Annotated in this window: 21 protein-coding genes; 8 read left to right on the plus strand and 13 right to left on the minus strand. The window is 73.9% G+C overall.

Annotated elements, in window-relative coordinates; genetic code table 11:
* Positions 1-28 precede the first annotated feature (28 nt).
* Positions 29-1,684 (minus strand): enoyl-CoA hydratase-related protein, encoded by a 1,656-nt coding sequence (locus L1785_RS01000; protein ID WP_236087246.1) that lies wholly within the window; start codon positions 1,682-1,684, stop codon positions 29-31.
* A 212-nt stretch (positions 1,685-1,896) separates the two neighbouring features.
* On the opposite strand from L1785_RS01000, the gene tmk reads away from it, so the two are divergent.
* The 3 genes from tmk to L1785_RS01015 all read left to right on the plus strand — a co-directional run bounded on the left by tmk (position 1,897) and on the right by L1785_RS01015 (position 4,257).
* Entirely contained in the window at positions 1,897-2,613 is a 717-nt protein-coding gene (gene tmk, locus L1785_RS01005) for a dTMP kinase (RefSeq protein ID WP_236087247.1), read from the plus strand.
* The gene (locus L1785_RS01010) at positions 2,613-3,749 is read left to right on the plus strand and encodes a DNA polymerase III subunit delta' (protein WP_236087248.1); all 1,137 of its coding nucleotides are present in this window, start codon (positions 2,613-2,615) and stop codon (positions 3,747-3,749) included. The genes tmk and L1785_RS01010 overlap by 1 nt, the downstream gene beginning before the upstream one ends.
* A gap of 85 nt (positions 3,750-3,834) precedes the next feature.
* A complete protein-coding gene (locus tag L1785_RS01015) occupies positions 3,835-4,257 on the plus strand; it encodes a pyridoxamine 5'-phosphate oxidase family protein (RefSeq protein WP_236087249.1) in 423 nt (140 codons plus the stop codon).
* A 79-nt stretch (positions 4,258-4,336) separates the two neighbouring features.
* Here L1785_RS01015 and L1785_RS01020 read toward each other — a convergent pair whose 3' ends face one another.
* A complete protein-coding gene (locus tag L1785_RS01020) occupies positions 4,337-5,392 on the minus strand; it encodes a Gfo/Idh/MocA family protein (RefSeq protein ID WP_236087250.1) in 1,056 nt (351 codons plus the stop codon).
* A gap of 176 nt (positions 5,393-5,568) precedes the next feature.
* On the opposite strand from L1785_RS01020, the gene topA reads away from it, so the two are divergent.
* The gene (gene topA / locus L1785_RS01025) at positions 5,569-8,304 is read left to right on the plus strand and encodes a type I DNA topoisomerase (RefSeq protein WP_236087251.1); all 2,736 of its coding nucleotides are present in this window, start codon (positions 5,569-5,571) and stop codon (positions 8,302-8,304) included.
* Positions 8,301-9,326: a Gfo/Idh/MocA family protein gene (locus tag L1785_RS01030; RefSeq protein WP_236087252.1), complete on the plus strand. Its 1,026-nt coding sequence runs from the start codon at positions 8,301-8,303 to the stop codon at positions 9,324-9,326. The genes topA and L1785_RS01030 overlap by 4 nt, the downstream gene beginning before the upstream one ends.
* Positions 9,327-9,332: 6 nt before the next feature.
* Here the strand turns inward: L1785_RS01030 and L1785_RS01035 are convergent, their stop codons facing one another.
* On the minus strand, positions 9,333-10,172 hold the full coding sequence (locus L1785_RS01035) for a phosphatase PAP2 family protein (protein ID WP_236087253.1): 840 nt from the start codon (positions 10,170-10,172) through the stop codon (positions 9,333-9,335).
* Between the two features lie 205 nt (positions 10,173-10,377).
* Between L1785_RS01035 and L1785_RS01040 the strand changes: the two genes are divergently transcribed.
* Together L1785_RS01040 and L1785_RS01045 are read left to right on the plus strand one after the other, a co-directional pair.
* On the plus strand, positions 10,378-11,124 hold the full coding sequence (locus L1785_RS01040; protein WP_236087254.1) for a response regulator transcription factor: 747 nt from the start codon (positions 10,378-10,380) through the stop codon (positions 11,122-11,124).
* Complete coding sequence (locus tag L1785_RS01045) at positions 11,121-12,704, plus strand: sensor histidine kinase (protein WP_236087255.1); 1,584 nt, start codon at positions 11,121-11,123, stop codon at positions 12,702-12,704. The genes L1785_RS01040 and L1785_RS01045 overlap by 4 nt, the downstream gene beginning before the upstream one ends.
* A gap of 55 nt (positions 12,705-12,759) precedes the next feature.
* On the opposite strand, the gene L1785_RS01050 is transcribed toward L1785_RS01045, so the two are convergent.
* From L1785_RS01050 to L1785_RS01075, 6 genes are all read right to left on the minus strand, one after another.
* Positions 12,760-14,217 carry a S1 family peptidase gene (locus tag L1785_RS01050; RefSeq protein WP_236087256.1) on the minus strand — a complete coding sequence of 486 codons (1,458 nt, stop codon included), beginning with the start codon at positions 14,215-14,217 and terminating at the stop codon, positions 12,760-12,762.
* A 132-nt stretch (positions 14,218-14,349) separates the two neighbouring features.
* Positions 14,350-15,303 carry a LysR family transcriptional regulator gene (locus L1785_RS01055; RefSeq protein ID WP_236087257.1) on the minus strand — a complete coding sequence of 318 codons (954 nt, stop codon included), beginning with the start codon at positions 15,301-15,303 and terminating at the stop codon, positions 14,350-14,352.
* 112 nt (positions 15,304-15,415) lie between these two features.
* Entirely contained in the window at positions 15,416-16,951 is a 1,536-nt protein-coding gene (locus L1785_RS01060; RefSeq protein WP_236087335.1) for a DUF7059 domain-containing protein, read from the minus strand.
* Between the two features lie 77 nt (positions 16,952-17,028).
* On the minus strand, positions 17,029-18,288 hold the full coding sequence (locus L1785_RS01065; protein ID WP_236087258.1) for a hypothetical protein: 1,260 nt from the start codon (positions 18,286-18,288) through the stop codon (positions 17,029-17,031).
* Positions 18,289-18,387: 99 nt separating this feature from the next.
* Positions 18,388-18,690 (minus strand): CD225/dispanin family protein, encoded by a 303-nt coding sequence (locus L1785_RS01070; protein ID WP_236087259.1) that lies wholly within the window; start codon positions 18,688-18,690, stop codon positions 18,388-18,390.
* Between the two features lie 66 nt (positions 18,691-18,756).
* Positions 18,757-20,187, minus strand: coding sequence for a M20/M25/M40 family metallo-hydrolase (locus L1785_RS01075; protein WP_236087260.1), 1,431 nt, complete (start codon positions 20,185-20,187; stop codon positions 18,757-18,759).
* 140 nt (positions 20,188-20,327) lie between these two features.
* On the opposite strand from L1785_RS01075, the gene L1785_RS01080 reads away from it, so the two are divergent.
* A complete protein-coding gene (locus L1785_RS01080) occupies positions 20,328-20,921 on the plus strand; it encodes a DinB family protein (RefSeq protein ID WP_236087261.1) in 594 nt (197 codons plus the stop codon).
* 12 nt (positions 20,922-20,933) lie between these two features.
* Here L1785_RS01080 and L1785_RS01085 read toward each other — a convergent pair whose 3' ends face one another.
* From L1785_RS01085 to L1785_RS01100, 4 genes are all read right to left on the minus strand, one after another.
* Positions 20,934-21,353: a hypothetical protein gene (locus L1785_RS01085; protein WP_236087262.1), complete on the minus strand. Its 420-nt coding sequence runs from the start codon at positions 21,351-21,353 to the stop codon at positions 20,934-20,936.
* Positions 21,354-21,488: 135 nt separating this feature from the next.
* On the minus strand, positions 21,489-23,780 hold the full coding sequence (locus L1785_RS01090) for a sodium-translocating pyrophosphatase (protein WP_236087263.1): 2,292 nt from the start codon (positions 23,778-23,780) through the stop codon (positions 21,489-21,491).
* A gap of 97 nt (positions 23,781-23,877) precedes the next feature.
* On the minus strand, positions 23,878-24,606 hold the full coding sequence (locus L1785_RS01095) for an HAD family hydrolase (protein ID WP_236087264.1): 729 nt from the start codon (positions 24,604-24,606) through the stop codon (positions 23,878-23,880).
* Between the two features lie 23 nt (positions 24,607-24,629).
* On the minus strand, positions 24,630-26,087 hold the full coding sequence (locus L1785_RS01100; protein ID WP_236087265.1) for a helix-turn-helix domain-containing protein: 1,458 nt from the start codon (positions 26,085-26,087) through the stop codon (positions 24,630-24,632).
* Positions 26,088-26,132: the final 45 nt, after the last annotated feature.

Genomic DNA, 26,132 nt, shown 5'->3' on the forward strand with positions numbered 1-26,132 from the left:
TCCCGACCTTGCATCCGGTGCGCGGGCGTTACGCGAACCGGAGCCGGGCCGGCGTCTCCGCTGGGCGCGTCTTGCGCAGGAACGCCTTGCGCCGGGCCGCGAAACCGTTCCGGTCGTCGAAGAAGTCTCTGGCCATCTCGGCGAGCTCGATCGTCTGGTAGTAGGACAGCGGCTTGGAGCGGGCCCGCCGCTCGGCCTTCTGCGCGAGCATCCACCCGAGCGTGGCGGGCTCGGCGTACCCCCGGGCGGCGGCGGCGAGCCACTCCTGGAAGGCCCCCCACTCGCGCGGGCCGACCGCGGAGATCATGCCGATGCGGGCAGCCTCCGCGACGGACAGCGGCAGCTTGCGGCTCAGGAGCCGCTCGGCGCGCTGTGCGCCGACGCGCCCGGCGACGCTCCAGGTGTGCAGCTCCGACCCGAAGATCCCCATGTCGTAGTAGGGGTTGAGGACGACGCCGTCGCGCGCGAGCGTCACGTCCGCGCACAGCCCGGCCATCACGCCGCCCGCCCCGGCGTTCGCGGTGAACGCGGCGACGGTGAGCTGTTCGGCGGACGCGATCGCGAGGCACAGCTCGTCGATCGCGCAGATGTTCTCCCACGCCTCCGCGGCCGGGTCGGGAGCCGCGTCGATCACGCCGAGGTGGATCCCGTTGGAGAAGGCGTGCTCGGTGCCGTTGAGGACGAGCACGCGCGTGTCCTCGATGAGGGCCTTCTCGACGGCGGTCGTGAGGCGGCGGCACTGCTCGGTGTGCATGGCGCCGTTGTAGGAGCGGATCGTCAGGTGGCCGACGTCGCCGTCGCGCACGTACACGGTCTCGGCGAAGGCGTCCGGCGCGCGGCGGAACGGGGCGTCCCCGCCGAGCACGGTCGCGGCGGGGAGCTTGACGCCGCGACGGATGCCGAGCTCGGCCGCGTAGCCGACCCAGAGCGTGCCCCGGCCGGTCGCGATCGCGACGGCGTCGAGGTTGCGGCCCACCACCGTGCCGGGCGGAGCGCCGAAGTCGTCGTCGGTGGCGACGGCGTCGAAGAGGCACAGCTCACGGTCCCCGACGGTGGCCGGTGCGCCGGGGGCGCCGTCGGCGGCGGCGACGCGCCGCGCGAGATCCTCGGCGGGCTCGGACCACTCGAGGCGGAAGCGCTCGCGGCGCAGCATGGGCAGCTCGGACGCGCTCGCGACGCTCCGCGGGTGGTCCTCGGCGGGCACGGGGCCCAGACCGTCGGCGACCTTGCGGACGACCTCCTGCACGCAGGTCAGTGCGGCGTCGGCGACGAGGCTGTTGTAGAGGGCGCCCTTGGCGAGGGTCGCGCCCGGCATGTCGAAGGTCGCGGTGGCCCAGACCGGGCCTGCGTCCATCTGCTCGACGGCGGACAGCGCGGTGACCCCCCAGCGGTCCCGGCGCTCGAGGATCGCGTGGTCGAGCGACGACGGCCCGCGGTCGCCCACCGGCCCCGGGTGCAGCACGACCGTCGGCCACCGGTCGTGCACGGCAGGTGGCACGCGGTCCTTGAGGAAGGGGCACAGGACCAGGTCCGGGTCGGCCGCCTCGACGGCCGCGGTGAGCGCCTCCGGCGTCTCGAAGACCGGAGCGAGCTCGACTCCGACGTCGTGACCCTGCTCTCGCAGAGAGCACCAGACTCGCTGGGTGAGGCCGTTGAAGCTTGAGACCAAAAGCAGGATCTTCATCGCTCGCGGCTCCTTCTGGGGGGTGCTGCGGGGCTGGGGAGATCGGTGCTGAACCATGCGAGCGTAACTAGGGCAGGCAATGACGACAATCCGGGCTGCGCTGTCAAATCGGTTAGACCGCCATACTTCACCCGGTGGGGCGCTTCGCCCGGCGGGGGCCCCGGGCCGGCTGCCCAGGTCGCGTGTCACACCCCGCCATTAGGGTTGGCGACGTGAGCGCACCCGGTTACTTCATCTCGTTCGAGGGCGGCGACGGCGTCGGCAAGTCGACGCAGTCGCGGCTGCTCGGCGACTGGCTCGCGGAGCTGACCGGGCGCGAGGTCGTGCTCACGCGCGAGCCGGGCGGGACGAGCCTCGGCGCGGAGCTGCGTGCCGCCGTGCTGCACGGCGAGGACATGGACTCCCGCACGGAGGCCCTCCTGTACGCGGCGGATCGCGCGCACCACGTGGCGTCGCTCGTCAAGCCGGCTCTCGAGCGCGGCGCGATCGTCATCACGGACCGCTACCTCGACTCGTCCGTGGCGTACCAGGCGGGTGGCCGGGCGCTCGACGCGAAAGCCGTGGAGCGCCTGTCGCTGTGGGCGGTGGACGGCCTGCTCCCCCGGGTGACGGTCCTGCTGGACCTCGACCCGGTCGTGGCGGAGGCCCGCCGCGGCACGCGCGACGACTCGCCGGACCGCCTCGAGCGCGCGGGCGACGAGTTCCACCGGCGCACGCGCGAGGCCTTCCTGGCCCGCGCGGCGGCCGACCCGGCGCGATGGGTCGTGCTCGACGCCGACGCGCCGGTGGAGGACATCCAGGCTCAGATCCGGGTGGACGTCGCCGCCCGGCTCGGTCTGACGCCCGTCGTCGACGAGGCGGTGGACCTGAGCCTTGCAACCCGCGAGGGTCCAGGCGAACCACGGCCTGGCGAAGCAGAGGGGGCGTAGTGACCGTCTGGGACGACGTGGTGGGGCAGGAGCAGGCCGTCGCCCTGCTGCGCCGCGCCGTCGCGGACCCGGCTGCGATGACCCACGCCTGGCTCCTGACGGGGCCGCCCGGCTCGGGCCGGTCGGTCGCGGCGCGGGCGTTTGCCGCCGCGCTGCAGTGCCCCGACGGCGGCTGCGGCACGTGCCACGCGTGCACCACCACGATGGCCGGGACGCACCCCGACGTCCGGCTCGTCGCGACGGAGAAGGTCGTCATCGCGATCGACGAGGTGCGCGACCTCATCATGACCGCGGCGCGCACGCCGTCCCAGGGCCGGTGGCGCGTCATCGTCGTCGAGGACGCCGACCGGATGGCCGAGCGGACGACGAACGTGCTGCTCAAGGCGATCGAGGAGCCCCCGCCGCACACGGTGTGGGTGCTCTGCGCGCCGAGCGTCCTGGACGTGCTGCCCACGATCCGGTCGCGATGCCGGGGCGTCGTGCTGCGCGTGCCTCCACCCGAGGCGGTCGCGGACCTGCTCGTCCGCCGCGACGGCGCGGACCCGACCGTGGCGCTCACCGCCGCGCGGGCCGCGCAGAGCCACGTCGGCCTGGCGCGCCGCCTGGCCCGGGACGCCGGAGCGCGCGAGCGCCGCACGGCCGTGCTCAGCATCGCCCGCCGGGTCCGCGGCGTGGGCGACGCCGTGCTCGCCGCGGGCGAGCTCGTCGAGGTCGCGAAGGCGGAGGCCAAGGCCGCGACGGAGGAGCGGGACGCCGCCGAGCGGGCGGAGCTGCTGCGCACGCTCGGGGTCGCCGACGGCGAGACGCTGCCGCCCCGCCTGCGCTCCCAGCTCAGGCAGCTCGAGGACGACCAGAAGCGCCGGGCGACGCGGCACCAGCGGGACGTGCTGGACCGGGCCATGGTGGACCTGCTGTCGCTGTACCGGGACGTGCTGGTGGTCCAGCTCGGCGCGGAGGTCGAGCTCGTGAACACGGAGCTCGCGCAGACGGTGCGCTCCCTGGCCGCCGACTCCACGCCCGAGCAGACGATCCGCCGGATGGACGCGATCGGCATGGCGCGCACCCGCCTCGAGGGCAACGTCGCGCCGCTCCTCGCGCTCGAGGCGATGGCGATCGCGCTCCGGCCGCAGGGCTGAGCTGCTGCCAGGTGTGACGCGACAGACGCCGCGGCGCGCCGGTGACTGCCGCGCGGCTGATCGGCGCGGGCAGCACGATGGACGCATGGAGCCCACGAACGAAGTCAAGACCGACCGCAACCTCACCGACGACGAGTGCTGGCAGCTCCTCGGGTCCCAGGAGGTCGGCCGCCTCGCGACGGCCGCCGCCGGCGAGCCCGAGATCTTTCCGGTGAACTTCGCGGTCCGCGAGCGAGCGCTCTACATCAACACGACGCCGGGCAGCAAGCTCGTCGAGATCGCGGTGAACCACAAGGTCGCCTTCGAGATCGACCAGTGGGGACCCGACGTCGCGTACAGCGTCGTCCTGAAGGGCACCGCGGAGATCCTCGAGACGGAGGCGGATCGCGCCGAGGCGATCGCGACCGGCCTGGTGTCGTTCACGACGACCGACAAGGAGGAGTGGGTCCGCATCACGCCGACAGAGGTCACGGGCCGCCGGCTGAAGCGGCAGCGCAGCGCAGGGTGAGGGCCGAGGAACGAGGCACTCGCCCGGAGCGGAGCGCACGCCTCAGGCGGAAGATGTCATCGCATCAGACGCGCCTGACCTACTCCCCGGGGTACACCACCCCGACCTGCCGGCGGATCTCGTCGAGGAGACGCATGACCTCGAGCGTCGCCGCCCAGGTGATGCGCGGGCTCTCGCTCTCGCCTGCCGCGACACGGCGCGCGACCTCCGCGGCCTCGTACTGCTTGCCCTCGCCGCGGAAGCCCTCGTAGTCCCAGGTGGTGCCGTCGAGGCAGGTGACGCGGAAGCCGGTGGGGGCGAAGAAGCCTCCGTCGATCTCGATGCGGCCCTTGGTTCCGGTGATCACCGCGGTCTGGGGGCCGAGCGCCCGCGACGACGTGTGCAGGAGGGCCTGCGCCCCGCCGTCGTAGGAGAAGACGATCGAGACCTGGTCGTCCACGCCCGTCGCCGCGAGCGTGCCCACCGCAGTGACGCTGTCCGGGACGCCGAGCAGGTCGTGAGCGAACGCGACCGGGTACACGCCGAGGTCCAGCAGGGCGCCGCCCGCGAGCTCGGGCGCGAACAGGCGGTGCGCCGGGTCGAACGGGAAGTGCACGTCGAAGTCGGCGGACACGGTGACGACCTCACCGATCTCGCCTCGTGCGATCACGCCGCGCACCGCGGCCACGTGCGGCAGGAACCGGGTCCACATCGCCTCCATGCAGAAGACGCCGGCCTCCTTCGCGGCGGCCAGGACGTCCTCCGCCTCGCCGGTGCTGCGCGTGAACGCCTTCTCGACGAGCACGTGCTTGCCCGCCCCGATCGCGAGGAGCGCGTGCTCGCGGTGGTGCGAGTGCGGCGTGGCGACGTAGACGACGTCCACGTCCGGGTCCGCCACCAGCGCCTCGTAGGAGCCGTGGGCGCGCGCGCCCGGCGCGTGCACGTCGGCGAAACCCTGCGCCTTCACGACGTCCCGCGAGCCGACGGCGACCACCGTCGCGCGCGTGCCCTCGCGCACGCCGTCGGCGAACGACCCCGCGATGTTCCCGGCGCCGAGGATGCCCCACCGGACCGGCGGCGCGTCCCGCGGATCGGGCGCGAGGCCCGGAATGTCGTCGTGCGAGAGGCCGGGCGCGAACGAGCGGGGGTCCGTCATGGTCCCGAGGCTACGCCCGCCCCAGGGTGCGCTGCCCCGCCGTCCAGGTAGCTGCCAGGCGTCCACAAGTCGGGCCGGATAGGGTGCGGCCTGACATCCGTGGCGTACCGTGAACTACCCCGGCGCCGCACGATGGCACCTCCTCACACTCTCGCAGGACCAGGAAGCAGGAACGGATGCCCCAGTCACGCAAGCTCGTGATCGTCGAGTCGCCCACGAAGGCTCGCAAGATCCAGAGCTACCTCGGCGACGACTTCGAGGTCGAAGCCAGCGTGGGTCACATCCGCGACCTCCCGCAGCCGTCGGAGCTGCCCGCGGACATGAAGAAGGGCCCCTACGGCAAGTTCGCCGTCGACGTCGACAACGGCTTCGAGCCGTACTACGAGGTCTACGCCGACAAGAAGAAGAAGGTCAGCGAGCTCAAGCGCGCGCTGAAGAACGCCGACGAGCTCTACCTCGCCACCGACGAGGACCGTGAGGGCGAGGCCATCGCCTGGCACCTCATCCAGGAGCTCAAGCCCAAGGTGCCGGTCAAGCGCATGGTCTTCCACGAGATCACGCGAGAGGCGATCCTGCGTGCCCTGGAGAACACGCGCGAGCTGGACACCCACCTGGTCGACGCCCAGGAGACGCGCCGCATCCTGGACCGCCTCTACGGCTACGAGGTGTCCCCCGTCCTGTGGCGCAAGGTCCGCCAGGGCCTGTCCGCCGGCCGCGTGCAGTCGGTCGCGACGCGCCTGGTCGTGGAGCGCGAGCGGGAGCGCATGGCGTTCGTACCCGCTGCCTACTGGGACGTGGCAGGCACGTTCGCGGTGTCCGGTGCCGGTGAGCCCGCCTTCGCCGCCCGCCTCACCGCCCTCGCGGGAGACCGGGTGGCGACGGGCCGCGACTTCGACGACCGCGGCCGCCTCAAGGTCCGCACCGGCGCGGTGCAGCTCACCGAGGAGACGGCCCGGTCCGTGGTGGCGGGCCTCGACGGCGCCTCCTTCACGGTGCGCGGCCTGGAGACCAAGCCCTACACCCGCCGCCCGGCCGCACCGTTCACCACCTCGACGCTCCAGCAGGAGGCGGGCCGCAAGCTGCGGATGTCGTCCCGGCAGACCATGCGCACCGCGCAGGGCCTGTACGAGAACGGCTACATCACCTACATGCGTACGGACAGCCCGTCGCTGTCCGTCGAGGCCACGGACGCCGCCCGCCGTCAGGCCGCCGAGCTGTACGGGCCCGAGTACGTGCCGGGCGCGCCCCGGCTGTACGCATCGAAGGCGAAGGGCGCCCAGGAGGCGCACGAGGCCATCCGCCCCGCGGGTGACTCCTTCAGGACGCCGGCCCAGGTGGCACGCGAGCTGAGCGGCGACCAGTTCCGCCTCTACGAGCTCATCTGGAAGCGGACCGTCGCGTCGCAGATGGCCGACGCGAAGGGCTCCACCGCCACCGTGCGCCTCGGCGCGACCGTGCTGTCCGGCGAGCACACCGGCACCGAGGCCGGGTTCTCCGCCTCCGGCACCGTCATCACCTTCCGCGGCTTCCTGGCTGCGTACGAGGAGGGGACGGACGAGACCGAGGGAGGCGACGGGAAGGCCGGCGACGCCCGCCTGCCGCGCATGGCCGAGGGCGACCCGCTGTCGGCGTCGGACCTGACCGCGGACGGCCACACGACCAACCCGCCCGCCCGCTACACCGAGGCGTCGCTGGTCAAGGCGCTGGAGGAGCGCGGCATCGGCCGCCCCTCCACCTACGCCGCCACCATCTCCACGATCCAGGACCGCGGGTACGTCCTGACCCGCGGGCAGGCGCTCGTGCCCACGTGGCTCGCGTTCGCGGTCGTGCGGCTGCTCGAGGAGCACTTCGACTGGCTGGTCGACTACGACTTCACGGCCGAGATGGAGGCCGACCTCGACGAGATCGCCACCGGTCAGCGCGAGCGCGTCGCCTGGTTGTCGCGCTTCTACTTCGGCGACGGCACGGGCCGCGAGGAGGGCGAGGGCCTGCGGGACCTCGTCGCGAACCTCGGCGACATCGACGCCGCCGACATCAACTCCGTCTCCATCGCCGAGGGCATCCGCGTGCGTGTCGGCCGCTACGGCCCCTACGTCGAGGACCTGTCCGCTCCCGTCGAGGAGGGGCAGAACCCGCCCCGCGCGTCCATCCCGGACGACGTCGCGCCTGACGAGCTGACCGTCGAGAAGGCCCGCGAGCTGCTCGCCGCCGGGGCCGACGACGGCCGCGTCCTCGGCCACGACCCCGATTCCGGCCACGCGATCATCGCGAAGGCCGGCCGGTACGGACCGTACGTGACCGAGGTCCTGCCCGAGCCGGAGCTCGACCCGGGGCTGTCCGCCGCGGCCAGGAAGCGGGCGCTCGCCGCCCTGCCGAAGCCGCGCACGGGCTCGCTGCTCAAGGACCAGACGCTGGAGTCGATCACCCTCGACGACGCGCTGCGCCTGCTCTCGCTGCCGCGCGTCGTGGGCGTCGACCCGGAGTCGGGCGCCGAGATCACCGCGCAGAACGGGCGCTACGGGCCGTACCTGAAGAAGGGCACCGACTCGCGCACGCTGCCGTCCGAGGAGGCGATGTTCACCATCACCCTCGAGGAGGCGCTCGCGATCTACGCGCAGCCCAAGCAGCGGGGGCGGGCCGCCGCCGCGCCGCCGCTGCGCGAGCTCGGGACGGACCCCGTCAGCGGCAAGCCCGTGGTCGTCAAGGACGGCCGCTTCGGGCCCTACGTGACCGACGGCGAGACGAACCGCACGCTCCCGCGCGACGTCACCCCGGAGTCGATCACGCCCGAGCGCGCCGTCGAGCTGCTCGCCGAGAAGCGTGCGGCCGGCCCGGCGAAGCGCCGGACGACGACGCGCACGACGACAACGAAGAAGGCCCCGGCCAAGAAGAAGGCGACGGCGAGCAAGTGACCGTTTCGGTCGACGTCACCGGCGCCGTCGCCGACCCGCTGGACGCGCCCCCGCTCCGGTGGGGCATCCTGGGGCCGGGCCGGATCGCCGAGTCGTTCACGAACGCGGTGCAGGCGGCCACGCGCGGGTCCGTGGTGGCCGTGGGCTCGCGGTCCGCGGCGCGGGCGGGGGACTTCGCCCGCGCGCACGCCCCGGACGCGCGGGTGCACGCCTCCTACGAGGCCCTCGTCGCCGACCCGGACGTGGACGCGGTGTACGTCGCGTCGCCGCACTCGCACCACCACGACCACGCCCTGCTCGGCATCGCCGCGGGCAAGCACCTGCTGGTGGAGAAGGCGTTCACGCGCAACGCGGCCGAGGCGCGGGCGGTCCTGGACGCGGCGCGCTCCGCAGGGGTGTTCGTCATGGAGGCGATGAAGACCCGGCACCTGCCGCACGTCGCGGCGCTGCGCTCGATCCTCGCCTCCGGCGAGATCGGGGACGTCGTCTCGGTTCGCGGCTCCTACGAGGTGGCCTTCCCGTTCGACGCCGCCTCGCGCATCTTCGACCCCGCCCTCGCGGGCGGCGGCCTCCTCGACATCGGGGTCTACCCCCTCGCCTTCGCGCTCGACCTGCTCGGGGTGCCTGACGACGTCCTCGCCGCCGGGGTGCTCACCCCCGCGGGGGTCGACGCACAGGCGACCGTGGTGCTGCGGTACCGGGCCGCCATCGCGACGTGCACCTCGTCCATCGTGGCGTCTGCGCCGGTCGCGATGGTGATCGCCGGGACGCGCGGCTGGGTGGACCTGCCCCACCACTACTCGTCGCCGGCGACCTTCACCGTGCACCGCGCGGACGGGGCCTCGACCGAGTACGACGGCCGCGTGCCCGACGGCAAGCAGTACGAGGCCGCCGAGGTGGCCCGCTGCGTGAGCGCCGGCCTGACCGAGAGCCCCCGCATGTCATGGCAGCACACGCTCGACCTGATGGCGGTGCTGGACCGCGCGCGAGCGGGCGTGGGGGTCCGCTACCCGGGCGAGTGAGACCCGCTACGGGCGCGACGTCGCCTGGCGGATCAGGAGCAGGGCACCGAAGCCCAGGGCTGAGGACGCGAGGACGGCGAACACACCGCCGCCGTAGGCAGTGAGGTCGCCACCGGTCGGCAGGCCCCAGGAGTAGCCGGCGAGGCCGCCCAGGGCGAGCGTGGTGATCACGCCGAACCCGGCCGCGGCGAGCAGCAGGAGCACGCCGACGGCGGTCGAACCGGGCGTGGCGAGCCGATCCCCCTGCCGGCGGGGCGAGTCCAGACCCGTCATGGGGGTGAACGCGCAGACGAGGGCGCCCCAGGCGAGCACCACGAGCACGCCGGCCACCACGTCGGAGGGCCTGTGCCACCGCCCCACCAGGGTGGACACGCCGATCACCGCCGTGTACCCCGCCCCGCCCAGCGCCACGGCGGGCCGCCAGGCGCGCGGCACCACGAGCAGCAGCGCCGCCACGACCGAGGCCGCGGCGGTCGTGTGGCCGGAGGGCAACGTGTTGTCGGCGAAGTGCCAGCCGCCCAGGAAGGCGGGCCGGTCGAGGACCTGGTGCTTCACCACCTGTGTGGTGACGTTCGCGCCCGCGACCAGCACCGCGACCTGGATCGCCAGCGCCCAGCGCCGCCGCAGGACGGCGACGAGGACGGCCGCCAGGATCCCGCCCGCGACGAAGGAGGTCGAGATGACGTCGAGCAGGGGCTCCGCGAGCACCCACAGATGCCGGTAGGCCACGCGCGCGCCCTCGAAGGCGAGGTCCTCCGCAAGCTGGCCGCGGCGGGTCGCGACGAACACCCGCCACAGCGCCCACACGCCCCATGCGGAGGCCACGGCCACCGCGAGCGCCGTCATGCGCGGACCGTAGCGCAGGGCCGAGTCGATGGCCGGGGCGGGTCCGGGGCGGGGAGGGTGGTGCTCACGCGGGGCTGGCGTCACGCGACACACGGTAACCGGGACCGCTGACAGCATCCGGGGAACCACGGACGGCCCCGAGAGACACAGCAAGGCCACAGGTTCACGCCAGGTGGACCACAGAGCGGGCGCGCACACTGTCTGCATGTCCTCGACCGCACCCGTGCAGCATGCACGTCTCACCCATCCCGACGGGTCGCCGCTGCGTGTCCTCGTGGTCGACGACGAACCGAACATCGCCGAGCTCATCGCCGCGACCCTGCGCTACGAGGGGTGGGACGTCCGGACGGCCGGGGATGCACGCACCGCCGAGCGCCAGGTCCGCGAGGACGCTCCCGACCTCATGGTCCTCGACGTCATGCTGCCCGACCAGGACGGCGTGACGCTGCTGCACCGCCTGCGCGAGAAGGGTCACGACCTGCCCGTCCTGTTCCTCACCGCCCGGGACGCGGTGGAGGACCGGATCGCGGGCCTCACGGCGGGCGGCGACGACTACGTGACGAAGCCGTTCAGCCTGGAGGAGGTCGTGGCCCGGCTGCGGGGTCTGCTGCGCCGCGCGGGCGCCACTGCCGAGCGCCCGGACGCCACGATCACCGTGGGCGACCTCGTCCTCGACGAGGACTCCCGCGAGGTGACGCGAGCCGGCGAGGAGGTCCGCCTCACGGCGACGGAGTTCGAGCTCCTGCGCTTCCTCATGCGCAACGCCCGCCGCGTCGTGTCGAAGGCGCAGATCCTGGACCGCGTGTGGAGCTACGACTTCGGCGGCCGGGCGAACGTCGTCGAGCTGTACGTGTCGTACCTGCGGCGCAAGGTCGACAAGGGTCACGAGCCGATGATCCACACCCTGCGCGGCGTGGGGTACGTCCTCAAGCCTGCGCCCGGCGCCGAATGACCCCGGTCTCCCTGCGGCGACGTCTCGTCGCGGTCGTGCTGGTCGTGCTCCTCGCGTCGACGGCCGCGCTCGCCACGGCGTCCGCCCTGGCACTGCGCGCCCAGCTCCTCGGCCGGCTCGACAACCAGCTCACGCAGGCCGCGTCCCGCGTCGCCGACCCGCCGAGCCTCCAGCCGTCGTTGCGCGGCGGGGAGGTGCGCCCCTCCCCGCCGCCCGACGACGGCACCGGGGACGGCGCGCAGGACGAGACGCTGCGCCTCGTCGTCCCGTGGCTCGGCCAGGACGTGGGCACCATCGTCGTGGTGTACGACGACGGAGCGGTCGCCCGGGCGGGGTACCTCGACCAGGACGGTGGTTTCCAGGACCTGACGACCGCACAGGTCGAGGCCCTGGAGTCCGTGCCCTCCGACGACGCGCCGCACGACGTCGTCGTCCCGGGCCTCGGCACCTACCGCGCGATCGCGACGACGACCCGGGACGGCGAGCCGAGCGTGCTCGCGGTCAGCACGACCAGCGTGGCGCAGACCGTCGGCCGGTACGTGGCCGTCGAGGTGGCGATCGGCGTCGGCGGCCTGCTCGTCGCCGGGGTCGCGGGCACCTGGTTCGTGCGCCGGTCGCTGCGCCCCCTCGACACCGTCGCGGCGGCCGCCGGCCGGGTCTCCGAGCTCGAGCTGTCCGAGGGCGCCGTCGCCGCCATCCCGCGCGTCCCCGAGGCGTACACGGACGAGCGGACCGAGGTGGGCCAGGTGGGCGCCGCCCTGAACCGGCTCCTCGACAACGTGGAGCAGTCGCTCACGGCTCGGCACGAGTCCGAGACGCAGGTGCGCCGCTTCGTCGCCGACGCCTCCCACGAGCTGCGCACCCCGCTCGCGTCCGTCCGCGGCTACGCGGAGCTGGTCCGTCGCTCCCCCGACCTCGCCGGCGGCCGGGTCCCCGCCGACACCCTGCGCGCCCTCGACCGCATCGAGGCCGAGGCAGGCAGGATGAGCGCGCTCGTCGAGGACCTCCTGCTGCTGGCCCGCCTGGACGCCGGCCGGCCGCTCGAGAGCGCGCCCGTCGACCTCGTGGCGCTCGCCGCCGACGCCGTCGCCGACGCGCACGCCGCCGGGCCGACGCACCGCTGGGAGCTCGACCTGCCCGGTGGCACCGACGAGGGCGCCGAAGACGGCTCGGACGAGGGCTCCGACGACGAGCCGCCCGAGCTGTGGGTGACCGGCGACGAGGCGCGCCTGCGGCAGGTCCTCGCGAACCTGCTGGGCAACGCCCGGGTGCACACCCCGCCGGGGACGCGCGTCGTGCTCTCGCTCGCCCCGGACGGCGGGGACGCGGTCGTCGCGGTGTCCGACCAGGGGCCCGGCATCCCCGCCGCGCTCCGGCCGGAGCTGTTCCGGCGGTTCAGCCGCGGCGACGACGCCCGCACCCGCACCGGCGGGTCCACCGGCCTGGGCCTCTCGATCGTGCAGGGGATCGTCACCGCGCACGGGGGCACCGTGACCGTGACGAGCCGTACGGAGGGCGAGGCGACGCCGTCGGGCACCGGGACGTGCGTGGAGGTCCGCCTGCCGGGGGCGGCCTCGTAACAGTGTTGCGGGGCCGCACCCTCGGGAGAGGGTGCGGCCCCGCGAGATCAGACGGTCACGGGAGGGTGTACCCGCCCGTGTACGAACCGGACCCCGAGTAGGAGTCCACGAGCCAGCGGTACGTGCCGGCCGTACCCGAGTAGGTCACGGTCTCGTCGGGCGCGGAGGTGATGCCCTGGGCGACGGTGGACCACGTGCCGCTCGAGAGCTTCTGCAGGTACAGGTCGAAGTCGACGCCGCTCGGGCCGTCGAGGCAGCCGCGGATCGTGCCGGACGCAGCCGAGACGCCGCTGCTGCTCGGCTTGTAGGTGAAACCGCCGCTGCTCAGCGAGCCGCTGAACGACGAGGCGTAGCCCGTGCAGGTCGTGCCGCCACCGCCGCCGCCACCCGTGATCAGCGAGACGCCGGCCGCGCTGAGGGCCTCGTTCACCGGCTGGAAGTACGTGGTGCCGCCGGAGGAGCAGTTGCCCGAGCCGCCGGACGTCATGCCCTGGGCCTGGGTGCCAGCGAGGAGCGAGCCGCCGGAGTCGCCGGGCTCGGCGCAGACGTTCGTGCGGATGAGGCCCGAGACGGTGCCCTCCGAGTACGTCACCGACGAGTTGAGCGCCTGGATGGTGCCGCAGTGCCAGCCGGTGGTGGAGCCGGAGCGGCAGACCGTCGCGCCCACGGCCGCGGCGGTCGAGCCCGCGACGCTCACGGTGCCGCCGCTGTAGTTGTTGACCGAGCCGACCGGGGTGTCGTCCGAGCCGGTGTTCACGTACGCGTAGTCGTTGCCCGGGAACGAGGACACCTGGAAGGTGCCGGTGGGGCTGGTCGTGGTGTTACCGACGTCGCCGCAGTGGCCCGCGGTGACGAAGCCGCCGGTGGCCGAGAAGCCGACCGAGCAGCGCGACCCGCCGATGTAGTACGCGTTGCCGCCGATCACGTTGATGAGGGTGCGCGGCTGCACGCCCGTCTGGGTGTACGTGACCGCGTCGGCCGGGATCCCGGCGTTGCGGACGGCGGCCGCGACGTAGCCCTTGGATCCCCTCGCGACGTCGATCACGATCGAGTTCGACTCGACGTCGACGTAGTACTGGGGCGCCTTGCGCCCGTCGAGCGCGCTGTCGAGCGCGCCCTTCCAGGCGTCGAGCTCGGCCAGCGAGTTCTCGGCAAGGATCGGGGTGGCACCGGCGGCCTCGACCGCAGCCGCCTGGGCGGCGTCCGAGACGCCGACATACAGGGCCTGCTCGGTGGTGTCGACCCACGCACCGGCGTACGCGTCGCCGAGGGTCTTCGCGAGGTCATGCTGCTTGTCGGACGCCGCGGCCTGGAACGTCAGGACCTCGACCGCGCTCTCGGCGCTGAGGCCGAGGTCGCGCTCCATGGCGCTGAGCATGCCGGGGGCGTAGTCGTCTGCGCCGGGGACCTTGGGTGCGGCCGAGGCGCTACCGGCGACAGCGGTGACGGTGCCGGCCAAGAGCGTCAGCGAGGCGGTGGCCAATGCGAGCGCCCGGATGGGTGTACGTCTCATCTCCAGCAATCTCCTTTGTCGGGACGCCGGGCCCTGGCCCGGTGCGGTAACGCTAGAGGCCAGCACAGGTCACGCACAGATAACGGTCAAGTCATACCACGATGCGATGAGCAGCGCTCCGGCCCGCACCGATCACGCCAAGGCTCCGTACTCGGTCAGCCATCGCCCGTAGTGGGGGCTCCGGCGCACCGAGTCTCGGTGCGCCCGGTACGCCGCGTCCTCCATCGTCTCCTGGCCCGCCCTGTCACCGGACTCCCGGCGCCAGCCGACGAAGTGGGTCCGGCGCAGCGGGGAGCCTTCGAGGGCCACCGCGCGCACGCCCGGCGGGTCCGGCTGCCCGGGCTCCACGAGCGCCACCGCGCGGCCTGCCCGCACCTGGTCCACGGCCGCGGTCCACTCCGCCTCGCCGAGCCCGTGCGGCGCGAAGCCCGCACGGACGCACGCCGTGACGAAGCACTCCTCGAGGCAGCCCTGGGCGGGGACGTAGAGCCAGCGCTCCTCCGCGAGGTCCGAGAGGGAGACCTCGTCCTTGCCCGCGAGCGCGTGCCGCTCGTCGAGGAGCACGAACATCGGGTCCGTGCACACCCGCGTCCAGAGCACCTCGCCGCCCTGCGGAGGCGTGAAGGCGGAGCACAGTCCCACGAGCGCCACGTCGAGAGTGCCGTTCGCGAGCCGGCTCGCCAGGTCGTCGACCGACGCCGGGGACGAGGTCGTGATGCGTACGCCCGGCACCGAGCCGTGCAGGTGGTTGACGAAGAGGCCGCCCAGCCCGGTCCCGACGGTCCCCACGCGCAGCACGCCCGCATGACCCGTCACGGCGTTGACGAGCCGTCGGGCGTCGTCGGCCAGGGCGGACATGGCAGGCAGGAGCACGCGAGCGTGCCTCAGGACGAGCTCCCCGAGCTCGGTCGGTCGGGCGCCGCTGCGGTCCCGGACGAAGACCGAGCCCCCGAGGGCGCGGTCGATCCGGTTGAGCTGCGCCGTGAGAGCAGGCTGGGCGATGCCCAACGTGGCCGCGGCCTTCGTCACGCTTCCGGACTCCGCGACGGCCACGACCATCCGTAGGTGCCGAAGGTCGAGTTCCACAGGTCGGAAAGTAATGGTCACGAGCCCCCCTGTCTTGGGGTGAAACGTGCTAACTTCGAGATCATTCAGTTCCGTTACATCCCGGAAACACCTGGTTCGGGATGTTACGCAGTCATGTCCTAAAGACTAGGAAACCGTCGCTCACCAGGCCTCGGACCGCCGGCAGCAGCTCGGCGGCAAGATCGTCGGCGGACACCTCGAAGAACGCTGCGACGGCCCCGACGAGCTGCCCGACCGTCAGCTCGCCGTCGCACGCGCCGACCAGCGCGGCCAGCCCCGTCGACGCGTGCACCGCGCGTCCCAGCCCGTCGCCCTGACGCAGGATGACCACGTCCGGGTGCGCCGCACCCGGCGTGAGGTAGCGCTCCTCTGTGACGTCCGGAGCGGTGACGAGGTGTGCGCCGGCGAGCGCGGCGTCGTCGTGCCCGGCGAGCAGGTCGTGGGCAGCGAGCGCCGCCGCGAGGTGCGCCCCGAGGGGCTGGCGGACCGAGCCCGTGTGCTCCTCCAGACGCCGCAGCGACAGGGTCCCCGACACCGGCCTGCGCAGGGTGACGACCCCGAACCCGACCGCCTCCACGTCGCGCGAGGCGAAGTCGTCCAGCCACGCCCCGTAGGCGGCCGCCCACGCAGCCGGCTCGCGCTCCGCCGTCGTGCCGCCGTCGCGGATCCACGTCTCCGCGTACTCGGCCGGGTCCAGCACCTCGCGCTGGATCACCCAGCCGTCCAGGCCCGCCGCGTCGAGCCAGGCCCCCACCCGGTCCTCCCACGGCTCGCCCCGGCGGTGCTCCCAGTTCCCCAGGAGCTGAGCCACCCCGCCTGGCGCCAGGACGGCGCCCACGCCCGTGATCAGGTCCCGCACCAGGTCGTCGCCCGACCTGCCGCCGTCCCGGTACTCGTAGTCGCCCAGGGCGTCCGCCACGGCCCGGCCCGCCGCGCCCGCGCGCGGGGTGATGACGAACGGCGGGTTCGACACGACCAGGTCGAACGCCTCGCCCGCCACAGGCTCCAGCATCGAACCGTGGCGCAGGTCGAGGTGCTCGCCCTCCGGCAGGTTGAGGGCCGCGTTGAACCGCGCGTAGGCCAGGGCGCGGCGCGAGATGTCGGTTCCGACGACCGCGCGGGCGTGCCGCGACGCGTGCAGGGCCTGGATGCCGCAGCCCGTGCCCAGGTCCAGCACGCGGCCCGTCGGGGTGCGCATCGTGACCTGGGCCAGCGTGAGCGACGCCCCGCCGGCGCCGAGCACGTGGTCCGGGGACAGCCGGCCGCCGGTCGCCAGCTCACCGAGGTCGGAGGCGAGCCACCAGCGCACCTCGCCCGCGGCGTCCGTCGCGCCGTACGGGCGCAGGTCGGCGATCGGGCGCGCCTCGTCGTCGTCGCCCTCGCCGGAGGTCTCGACCAGGCCGAGCCGCTCGGCGCCGGCCGCTCCCGTGCCGGGCAGGGCCCGGTCCAGCGCCGCGCGCGGCACGGCGTCGCCCAGGAGGAACAGGGAGGTGAGCGTGGCCCGGGGGTCGCGCCCGCCCGACGCCGCCAGCGCGAGTCTCGCGGGGACCGCCTGCTCGCGGTGCAGCGCCGCCGACGCGACGGCGCCGAGCAGGTCCTCCACCCCGTCCACGTGGTAGCCGGACCCCGCAAGGTCCGCCCGCAGCATGGCCAGCACCGGGCCCGGTGCGGTGGCAGGGGTACGGACGGTCGCGGGGGCTTCAGGGCTCACGGCCCCATCCTCCCTCAGCCGGTGCAGCCGGACTCGAGGTAGGTGCTGATCCGCTTGGAGGCCGCGATCATCTCCTGCTGGTCCAGCGACGGCCCGACGCTGTTCAGCGCCGCGACGACCCCCTCGGAGTCCGCCGGGTCGATCCCCTCGACCGCGCCCGCGGCGGCGGTCACGAAGCCGACCACGGTGCCCCAGTCCTCGGCCACCGCCGCCGGCGGGTTCACGCCGTCCAGGGCGTTGCGCGACTGGATGAAGCCGTTGCGCAGGGTCGCCGGGTCCTCGCCGTTCATCGACGCCTGCGCGTTGTTGGACTGTGCCCACGAGAGCTGGGCGGTCGCGCAGGCCTGCGGCGACGCCGCCGGCAGCTCCTCCGCGCCGCCTGCCTGGTCCAGGACCCACCCGGCTCCGAGCCCTCCGCCGAGCGCGACGAGCGCCGCGAGGACCAGCACGAGCGGCTTGTCCAGGAGCCGCGGGACGCCGAGGCGCCGCGTGAGCGCCTTGAGCCCGCGCGGGCGGCCGGCCGGAGCCGTACCCCGGCCCTTCCTGCCGCCCTTGCCGGGGGCGATCGAGGGCGGCTTGTCGCCCGCCTTCACCTCGCCCGGCCGGACGCGACGGCGTTTCGGCGGGATCGCCGCGGGCGACCCGTCGTCGACGCCGGCTTCCTCGCCGGGCGGGACGTCGGGCAGGGCGTCGCCCTCGAACGGGCCCGCCTCGTCGATCGTCGCCGGATCGGCGACCGCGGTCCGCCCCGGCCGACCCTTGCGACCGCCCTTGCGCTTCGGGGCCTTCGCCTTCTTGCCCCCGGCCCGGCTGGGGGCAGGGCTCCCGGTCTCCGCGGGGTCGGCCGACGTCGTGCCAGAGCCGGCGAAGCCGCCGAACGGTGTCGGCTCGTCCGACGTCGTGCCGGATCCGACGAAGCCGAACGGCGACCGCTCGTCCGACGTCGTGCCGAATGGTGAGGAGCTTGCCGCGGAGCGCCGGGCGCGGGCCGCGATCTCGGGCGAGATGCCGACCCCCAGGGTCCGCGTGTCGACCCACTCGTCGCCGCCGGCGGCGCCGAAGGGCGACGCGGCGCCCGTCGGCCCGAACGGGGTCGCGCCGTCGTCGGCGTCCGCGCCGCCCCAGGGGGACGGCGGCGCCTCGGCGGGCGCCTCCTGCGCCGCCTGCGCGGCGAGGCTCTCCGCCCACGCGAGCGCGCTGCTCACGGGCGGTGCGCCGGCTCGCGAACCGGATCGCCCACCCTTCGAGCCCTTGCGCCGTGACGTGCCACTCATGATCGCGAAGGGTACCGGCCGAACGCCGCCGAGCAGGAGTCGCGACCGGCAGAGGGGACAGAGATCACCTTGTGCGCACCGTCACGCGAGGCGTGAGACCTACCCCGAGACGCCGAGAGACCGCGCCGTCAGCAGGAGCATCACTGCGGCGACGAGCAGCCCGGCCACGATCGCGGCCAGGGACCAGCCCCGCGCCCGCGCGGACGCGACGCGGGCCCCGGCGAGCTTCCCGGCGTTCCACAGCGGGCCGACCCGTGCCGCGGACACCAGGGCCACGAGGCCGAGCGGCCAGAACAGGACCGTCGCGACCACCGCGAGCGCGAGGTGCGTGCGCGGCGGGGTCACCTCCGCCGGGACGGCGATGTACCCGGGCGGCAGGTCGACGGGGACGGGCTGGCTCATCGGGTCCTCCCAAGGACGTGGTGGGAGAACCTAGACCCGCGCCCGACCCGGTGTCGAACCCCCTGGTCAGGAGGGCAGGATCCGCAGCAGCGTGCGGTAGAACACGACCCCGCGGCCCAGCGCGTCGACCGTCAGGTGCTCGCCCGCGCCGTGGATCGACCAGCGCTGCTCACGCGTCATCGCGAACGGCGAGAACCGGTACACGTGGGGCCAGACGGCGTGGAACCGCCGCGCGTCGGACGAACCGAGCATGACGTAGGGCGTGACGACGGCCTCCGGGTACGCCTCCCCGACGGCTGCGCGCAGCAGGGCGAACTGCTCGCCGTCCGTAGGGGCCACGGGCGACGGGTCGTCGCTCGCGATCGCCGTCACCGAGACGGCCGGGTCCCGGACCACGCGGCGCAGCCGCGACACGACGGCGTCCACGGAGGACCCGGGTGCGATCCGGACGTTGAGGCGGGCGCGCGCCGACGCGGCGACCACGTTCGCGCCCGGGCTGCCCTGGAGCTGGGTCACGGCCACGGTGGTGCGGACCATCGCGCTGGTCTCCGGGTCCGACGCACCGAGCAGCCGCGCCAGGAGCGCCCGCAGCGGCGCCGTGAGGCGCCCGACGACGTCCGGCCGCCCGGGCGCACCGCCTGCCGAGGGCCGCAGCGCACCCAGGCGGAGGAGCAGCCGCAGCACCGAGCCGATCGGTCCCACGGCGTGCGGGGCGAGGGTGGCGAGCATCTCGACCGTCGGTGCGGGCAGGGACGTGGGGAACGGGTGCCGGTCCACGCGCACGACCGCCCGCGCGAGACGTGCGGTCGCCCCGCCACGCGCCGGGGTCGAGGCGTGCCCACCGAGCGCCGTGGTGACCAGCTCGATGTCGGCGATGCCCTTCTCCGCCACGCCCACGACGGCAATCGGCGCGTCGACCCCGGGGAACGCGCCGGTGGCGACGGCCCCGCCCTCGTCGAGCACGAGCCACGGCGTGATGCCGTGCTGCCGCAGCCCGTCGACGGCGACCTGCGCGCACGTGCCCCCGACCTCCTCGTCCGCCCCGAACGACAGCCACACGTCCTGCGGGGGTGTGAAGCCCTCGGCGAGGAGCGTCTCGACGGCGTCGAGGACGGCGACGAGCGAGCCCTTGTCGTCGAGCGTGCCGCGGCCGTGCACGGCCCCGTCGCGGATCTCGCCCGAGAACGGGTCGCCCGCCCAGTCCTCGGCGACCACGGGCACCACGTCCTGGTGCGCCATGAGGACCACCGGGCGCGTCTCCGAGGCGCCCCGCCACCGGTACAGCAGGCCGTGCCCGCCGACGGTCTCCCGCTCGAGGACGGAGTGGACGCGCGGGTAGACGGCGCGCAGGGCGTCGGCGAACCGCCGGAACGCGGCGTGGTCCACCTCGCGTTCGTCGCGCGAGGAGACGGTCGGGATCCGCACGAGGGCCGACAGCCGCTCCGCGGCCACGGCCCCGAGGGTCTCGTGCTTGTATTCGGTCGGCAGCGCGGTCATGCGTCCTCCTTCTCCGGCACGGTGTCCGGCACGGTTCGAGGCACGGTGTCCTCCCTGACGCTTGGGCCGCATCGTAGGCCCTCCGCGCCCACCTCCCTGCCCGCCTTGACCTGTCGTCCCGGGCACGGTTGCCTGGCGGCATGAGCGCCGACCCCGAGTCCCCTGTCCGCTGGACCAAGGCGACCGTGTTCCCCGACCTGTGGGTCGACGCCGCGCAGGACCCGCGCGAGCGCTACGCCGACCCGGTCGGCGAGAAGCAGACGCTCCGGTACTACCTCCAGCACTACCGCCTCACGCTCGCGATGAAGTGCGACGGGCTCGACCCCGAGCAGCTCGCACGGAGGTCGGTGCCGCCGTCGACCCTGTCGCTGCTGGGGCTGGTGCGGCACCTCGCGAAGGTCGAGCACAGCTGGTTCCGGCGGGTCCTGCAGGAGCAGCCGGAGCTGCCGCGCCTCTACTGGTCGGCCGACGTGCCGGACCTCGACTTCGACGGCGCCGTCGCGGACCCGGCGGTGTTCGCCGACGCGTGGGCCACGTGGGAGGCCGAGGCGCAGGCCGCGGACGCGTGGCTCGACGCCTTCCCGGAGGAGGACCTCGGCCGTGCCGTCCCGAACGGGTCGGCCGGCACCGTGCCGGTACGCGACGTGCTGGTGCACCTGGTCGAGGAGTACGCCCGCCACCTGGGCCACGCGGACCTGCTCCGGGAGTGCATCGACGGCCGCACGGGCCAGTAGCCCGGGCCAGGGTCAGGCGCGGGGCCCGGTCGTCCGGGCCAGGTGGACGCCGCCGAGCACCAGCACCACGGCGCCCAGGTTCCACCACGGGAGCGCCATCGCGGGGCTGTCCCCGAGGAAGCTCCAGAACGCCTCCACGATCGCCCACGACGCGACCGCCCAGAAGATCACCGTCACCAGCCGCGGGGGCGTGCGCCACACCGCCCAGACCAGGGCGACCACAGGCAGGACCAGATGCATCGACCCGAACGTCAGCCAGTCGCGCAGCACGTCCAGCGCCACGCCGGCCGTGAACACCGACCAGGCGAGCACGAGGTGACCTGAGCGGGCCGCCCGGGCCGCGGCGGCGCTGCGTACCCGGCGGTCGGCCCCGACAGCGATGCGCCCCGGCACGATCGGCTCGGCCCGCAACGCCATGACTGACTGTCCCATCGGTCACCCCCGGTCGGCGGGCCCGCGCCCGCTCCCCCAGGGTCCCCCATTCAGGACCGTTCCGCCCGCCCACGAACACGAGACAGTCGGTCCACGAAGGTCGTGGACCGACTGTCTCGGTGGGACGGTTGCCGGTCAGACCACGACCGGCGTCTTCTCCTCCGTGGCCGCCTGCTCGGCGTCCACACGGGCCGCCCGCAGGCGGGACAGGATGACCGCGCCGAACGCGATCGACGCCGCGACCAGTGCGATCCCGATGCGGAGCGCGTGGTTGACGTCGGCCGGGACGGTCAACATCACGACGGCCGGCGCGATGAGCAGCGACACGAGGTTCATGACCTTGATGAGCGGGTTGATCGCCGGTCCGGCGGTGTCCTTGAACGGGTCGCCGACGGTGTCGCCGATGACGGTCGCGGCGTGGGCATCGGAGCCCTTGCCACCGTACTTGCCGTCCTCGACGATCTTCTTCGCGTTGTCCCAGGAGCCGCCCGAGTTCGCGAGGAAGATCGCCATGAGCACGCCCGCGCCGATGGCACCGGCGAGGAACCCGGCGAGCGGGCCGACGCCGAGCCCGAAGCCCACCGCGATCGGCGCGAACGCCGCGAGGAGACCAGGAGTGGTGAGCTCCCGCAGCGAGTCCTTGGTGCAGATGTCGACGACCTTGCCGTACTCGGGGCGCTCGTCGAACGTCATGATGCCGGGGTGCTCGCGGAACTGGCGGCGCACCTCGAACACGATCGCACCGGCGGCCCGCGTCACGGCGTCGATCGCGAGGCCGGAGAACAGGAACACGGTGGCTGCGCCGAGGATCAGACCGACGAGGGTGACCGGCGAGATGATCTCGTAGCTCATCATCGAGGTCACGAGGCCGCCGCCTTGCTCGGCGACGTCTGCCAACGCCTGCGACACGGCATCGGCGTACGAGCCGAAGAGAGCCGTCGCGGCGAGGACGGCCGTCGCGATGGCGATGCCCTTCGTGACGGCCTTCGTCGTGTTCCCCACGGCGTCGAGGTCGGTGAGGATCTTTGCCCCCGCCTCGTCGACGTCGCCGGACATCTCCGCGATGCCCTGCGCGTTGTCGCTCACCGGGCCGAACGTGTCCATCGCGACGATGACGCCGACGGTGGTCAGCAGGCCGCAGCCGGCGAGCGCGACGAGGAACAGGGCCAGGGCGATGTTGCCGCCGGCCAGCAGGAACACGCCGCAGATCGCCGCCGCGATGATGCCGGCCGTGTACACGGCCGACTCGAAGCCCACCCCGATGCCGGAGAGCACCACGGTCGCGGCGCCGGTGCGGGAGGTCGCGGCGACGTGCAGCGTCGGCTTGGACGTGGTGCCCGTGAAGTAGCCGGTGACCCACAGGATGATGCCGGCGAGGACGACGCCCACGAGCACGGCGAGGGACGCGACGACGCGCGGGTCGGCGGTCACGCCGCTGAGGTCCGCGGTGCCGCCGAGGCCCTCGAACGAGGACGGCAGGTAGACGAACGCCGCGAGAGCGGCGATGACGACGCCGGCCAGGGCCGAGATGTAGAAGCCGCGGTTGATCGCGGTGAGGCCGCTCTCCTCCCCGCGCACGCGGGTGATGAAGACGCCGAGGAGCGCCACGAACGCGCCGACCGCGGTGACGATCAGCGGGAACACCAGACCCTGCTCGCCCATCGCGGCCTTGCCCAGGATGAGGGCGGCCACGAGGGTCACGGCGTAGGACTCGAAGAGGTCGGCCGCCATGCCCGCGCAGTCGCCGACGTTGTCGCCCACGTTGTCCGCGATGGTGGCGGCGTTGCGCGGGTCGTCCTCGGGGATGCCCTGCTCGACCTTGCCGACGAGGTCGGCGCCGACGTCGGCCGCCTTGGTGAAGATGCCGCCGCCGACGCGCATGAACATGGCGAGCAGCGCGGCGCCGAAGCCGAAGCCCTCGAGCACGGCCGGGGCTTCCATCCCGTAGATCACCACGACGAGGGCCGCGCCGAGCAGGCCGAGACCGACCACGGACATGCCCACCACGCCGCCCGTGCGGAACGCGATGCGCGCGCCCTCCGCGCGGCCGTTCGGCCGGGTCGCGGCCGCTGCGACGCGCACGTTCGCCCGCACGGCGAGCCACATGCCCAGGTAGCCGATCGCCGCCGAGAAGGAGGCACCCACCAGGAAGGCCACGGACCGGCCGAGCCGCACGCCGCCGTCCCCGGGCAGCAGGAAGAGCAGCGCGAACACGACGACGGCGAACAGGGCCAGGGTGCGGAACTGCCGGTTCAGGTAGGCCGACGCACCCTCCTGGACGGCCCGGGCGATGTCCTGCATCTTCGCCGTGCCCTCCGGCGCGGCGAGGACCTGTCTGCGCAGGACGAGCGCGCAACCGAGCGCCGCTAGCCCGATGACCGCGATCACCGCGACCACGGTGATGCTGGTAGTGCCGAGAGCAAGCATCCGTCCTCCTCGACGATCTTTCCCCCGGGGCTTGACCCGGCTCGGGAACGAAAGGGCCCGCCGGCAACGTCGACGGCGGGATTGCCCCAGAGTCTACTCACATGTGACGAGAGTCACGAACGGTTCGCCGGGTGAGTGTGCGGACCGCCGCGAGCAGCCGCTCCGGGTCGGTCAGGTCGGGCAGGACGACGTCGGCGCCCGCCTCGGCCAGCGCCTCGGCGGACGTGGTGCCGGCTGCCACGGCGACGACCCGCGCGCCGCCCTCCAGCCCGGTGCGGACGTCCTCCAGCGAGTCGCCCACGATGACCGTGCTCGACCTGTCGAACCCGGTGCCGTGCTTCGCCGCGGCGCGGGCCTGCGCCACGCCCACGAGCGCCGGCCGGTACGCGTCGTCCGAGGAGTATCCGCCGAGCGTCGTGTCGACGTACCGGTCCAGCCCGAAGACGGCCAGCTTGACGAGGGCGTTCGCCCGGAGGTTGCCCGTCACGACCGTGGGTACGAGGTCCGGCTGCGCGGCGACGGCGGCCAGCGAGTCGACCGCACCGGGCATGAGGACGCCGTCGCGCCGCACGTCCTCCTCGTGCGCCGCGAACCGACGCGGCACGATGTCGAGCATCCGCGGCAGGAGGACGTCGGCCTCCTCGGGCATCACCCCGTTGTCGAGGAGCATCCCGCGGATCGCGAGCGGCATCGTGACGCCGGTGCCGCGGGCCGGCAGGCGCTCCGCCTGCCGTCCCACGACCTCCTCGAACGCTTCCCGGTACGCCTGCCGGTCCACCTCGCCGACGTACAGCAAGGTGCGGTCGATGTCCCAGAGAACGAGCACCTTGCGCCCCCCGCCCGGTTCCCTCACGAGGCCGCGACTGCCGCGATCCGCTCGGTGAGGGTGCGCACCCCGCCATGCCCGTACCCGCTGCCCCGCCGCGGTGCCGGGCGGAGCACGCCCGCAAGGTCGCGCAGGTGGTCGCGCAGGCGTGCGGACTGGACCGTCTCCGCCAGGTCGGCCGCCTTGTGCCCCTGCTCGCACGCCGCGTCGAGGTCGCCCGCCTTCGCGTACGCCTGCGCGGCGCGGCTCAGCAGGAGTCCTCGTGTGCGCTGGTCGCCCGGGTTGAGCGTCCGGACGGCCAGGTCGAAGCTCGCGACCGCCCGGGCCGGGTCGCCGAGGTCGAGCTGGGCCGTCGCCGTCTGCCCGTGGATCTCGCCCTCGTTCATCCAGTAGAGCCAGTGCGGCTCGTCCTGGCCGCGGCCGCGCGAGCACAGCTCGCCGGCCTCCTCCAGCGCGCGGATCGCGGCCGTCTGCTCGCCCAGCCGCGCGTGGCCGCGCGACTGCCGGGTGAGCAGCATCGCCTCCAGGGCGGGGGCGTCCAGGCCCTTGACCTTCGCCCGGCCGGCCTGCGCGGCCACGACGGCGTCGCGCGGGTGGCCGGTCGAGTAGCCGTGGATCGCCAGGTAGCTCAGCGCGCCCGCACCGAGCCGCTCGTCGCCGGACTGACGCGCCGCCCGCAGTCCCGCGAGCATGTACTCCTGGGCGGCCTCGTGGCGTCCGGCGTCGAACGCGAACCAGCCGGTCTGCGTGGCCGTGTCGGCCGCGATCGCGGCCAGCCGGCGGCCGATCTCCTCGTCGTAGGTGCTCATCCGCAGGACCTGGTTCACCAGCGACAGGTGCGCCCGCGCGAGGTCCGCGACGGCGCCGCTGCCGGAGCCCGCGTCCATGACCCGGAGCTCGTCGATCGTGCCCTGCAGGTGGTCGCAGAGCCCGGCCGAGATGCGGGCCCCCGTCGCGGCGCGGCGCAGCGGCTCGGCCTCCTCCGCGCCCCAGTGGTGCACGAACGCCGTCAGCGCGACCCCGTTCACACCGCCGCCCACCGGGGAGCCGGCACCGGCGCCCACGTCGATGGCCTTGGACAGCGCCGCGAGCATCCGGTCCGCGGTCCACGGCAGCTCCGGATCGAGGTCACCGTTCTGCTCGGCGGCGCCCGTCACCCGGGCGATCTGCACCGAGCCGGACGGCGTACGCTCGAGGCGCGCTCCGCCGTCGGGGAGCGGGAGCCGGACCAGGTCCGCCGGTGTGCCCAGGCCGGTGAGGAACTGGACCACGCGCGCGATGTCGGTGAGGCGGCGTTCGCCGCACTCCAGCATCGACAGGTACGACTGGGAGAGGCCTGTCAGGGCCGCCACGTCCTCCTGGCGCAACGGCACAAGCTGGCGGATCAGCCGGCTGACCTGACCGAAGTCCCAGCCGGCGAGCGCGGCGCGCACCCCCCGGTCCTGCCACACGTGCGGCGGGACGGTCGGCAGCTCGACCACCGGCACCCGCGCTGTGCGACGGCAGGCCGCGCACTGGTCGTCGGA

Source organism: Antribacter soli (assembly GCF_021568775.1).
GTDB classification, from domain to species: Bacteria; Actinomycetota; Actinomycetes; order Actinomycetales; family Cellulomonadaceae; genus Antribacter; species Antribacter soli.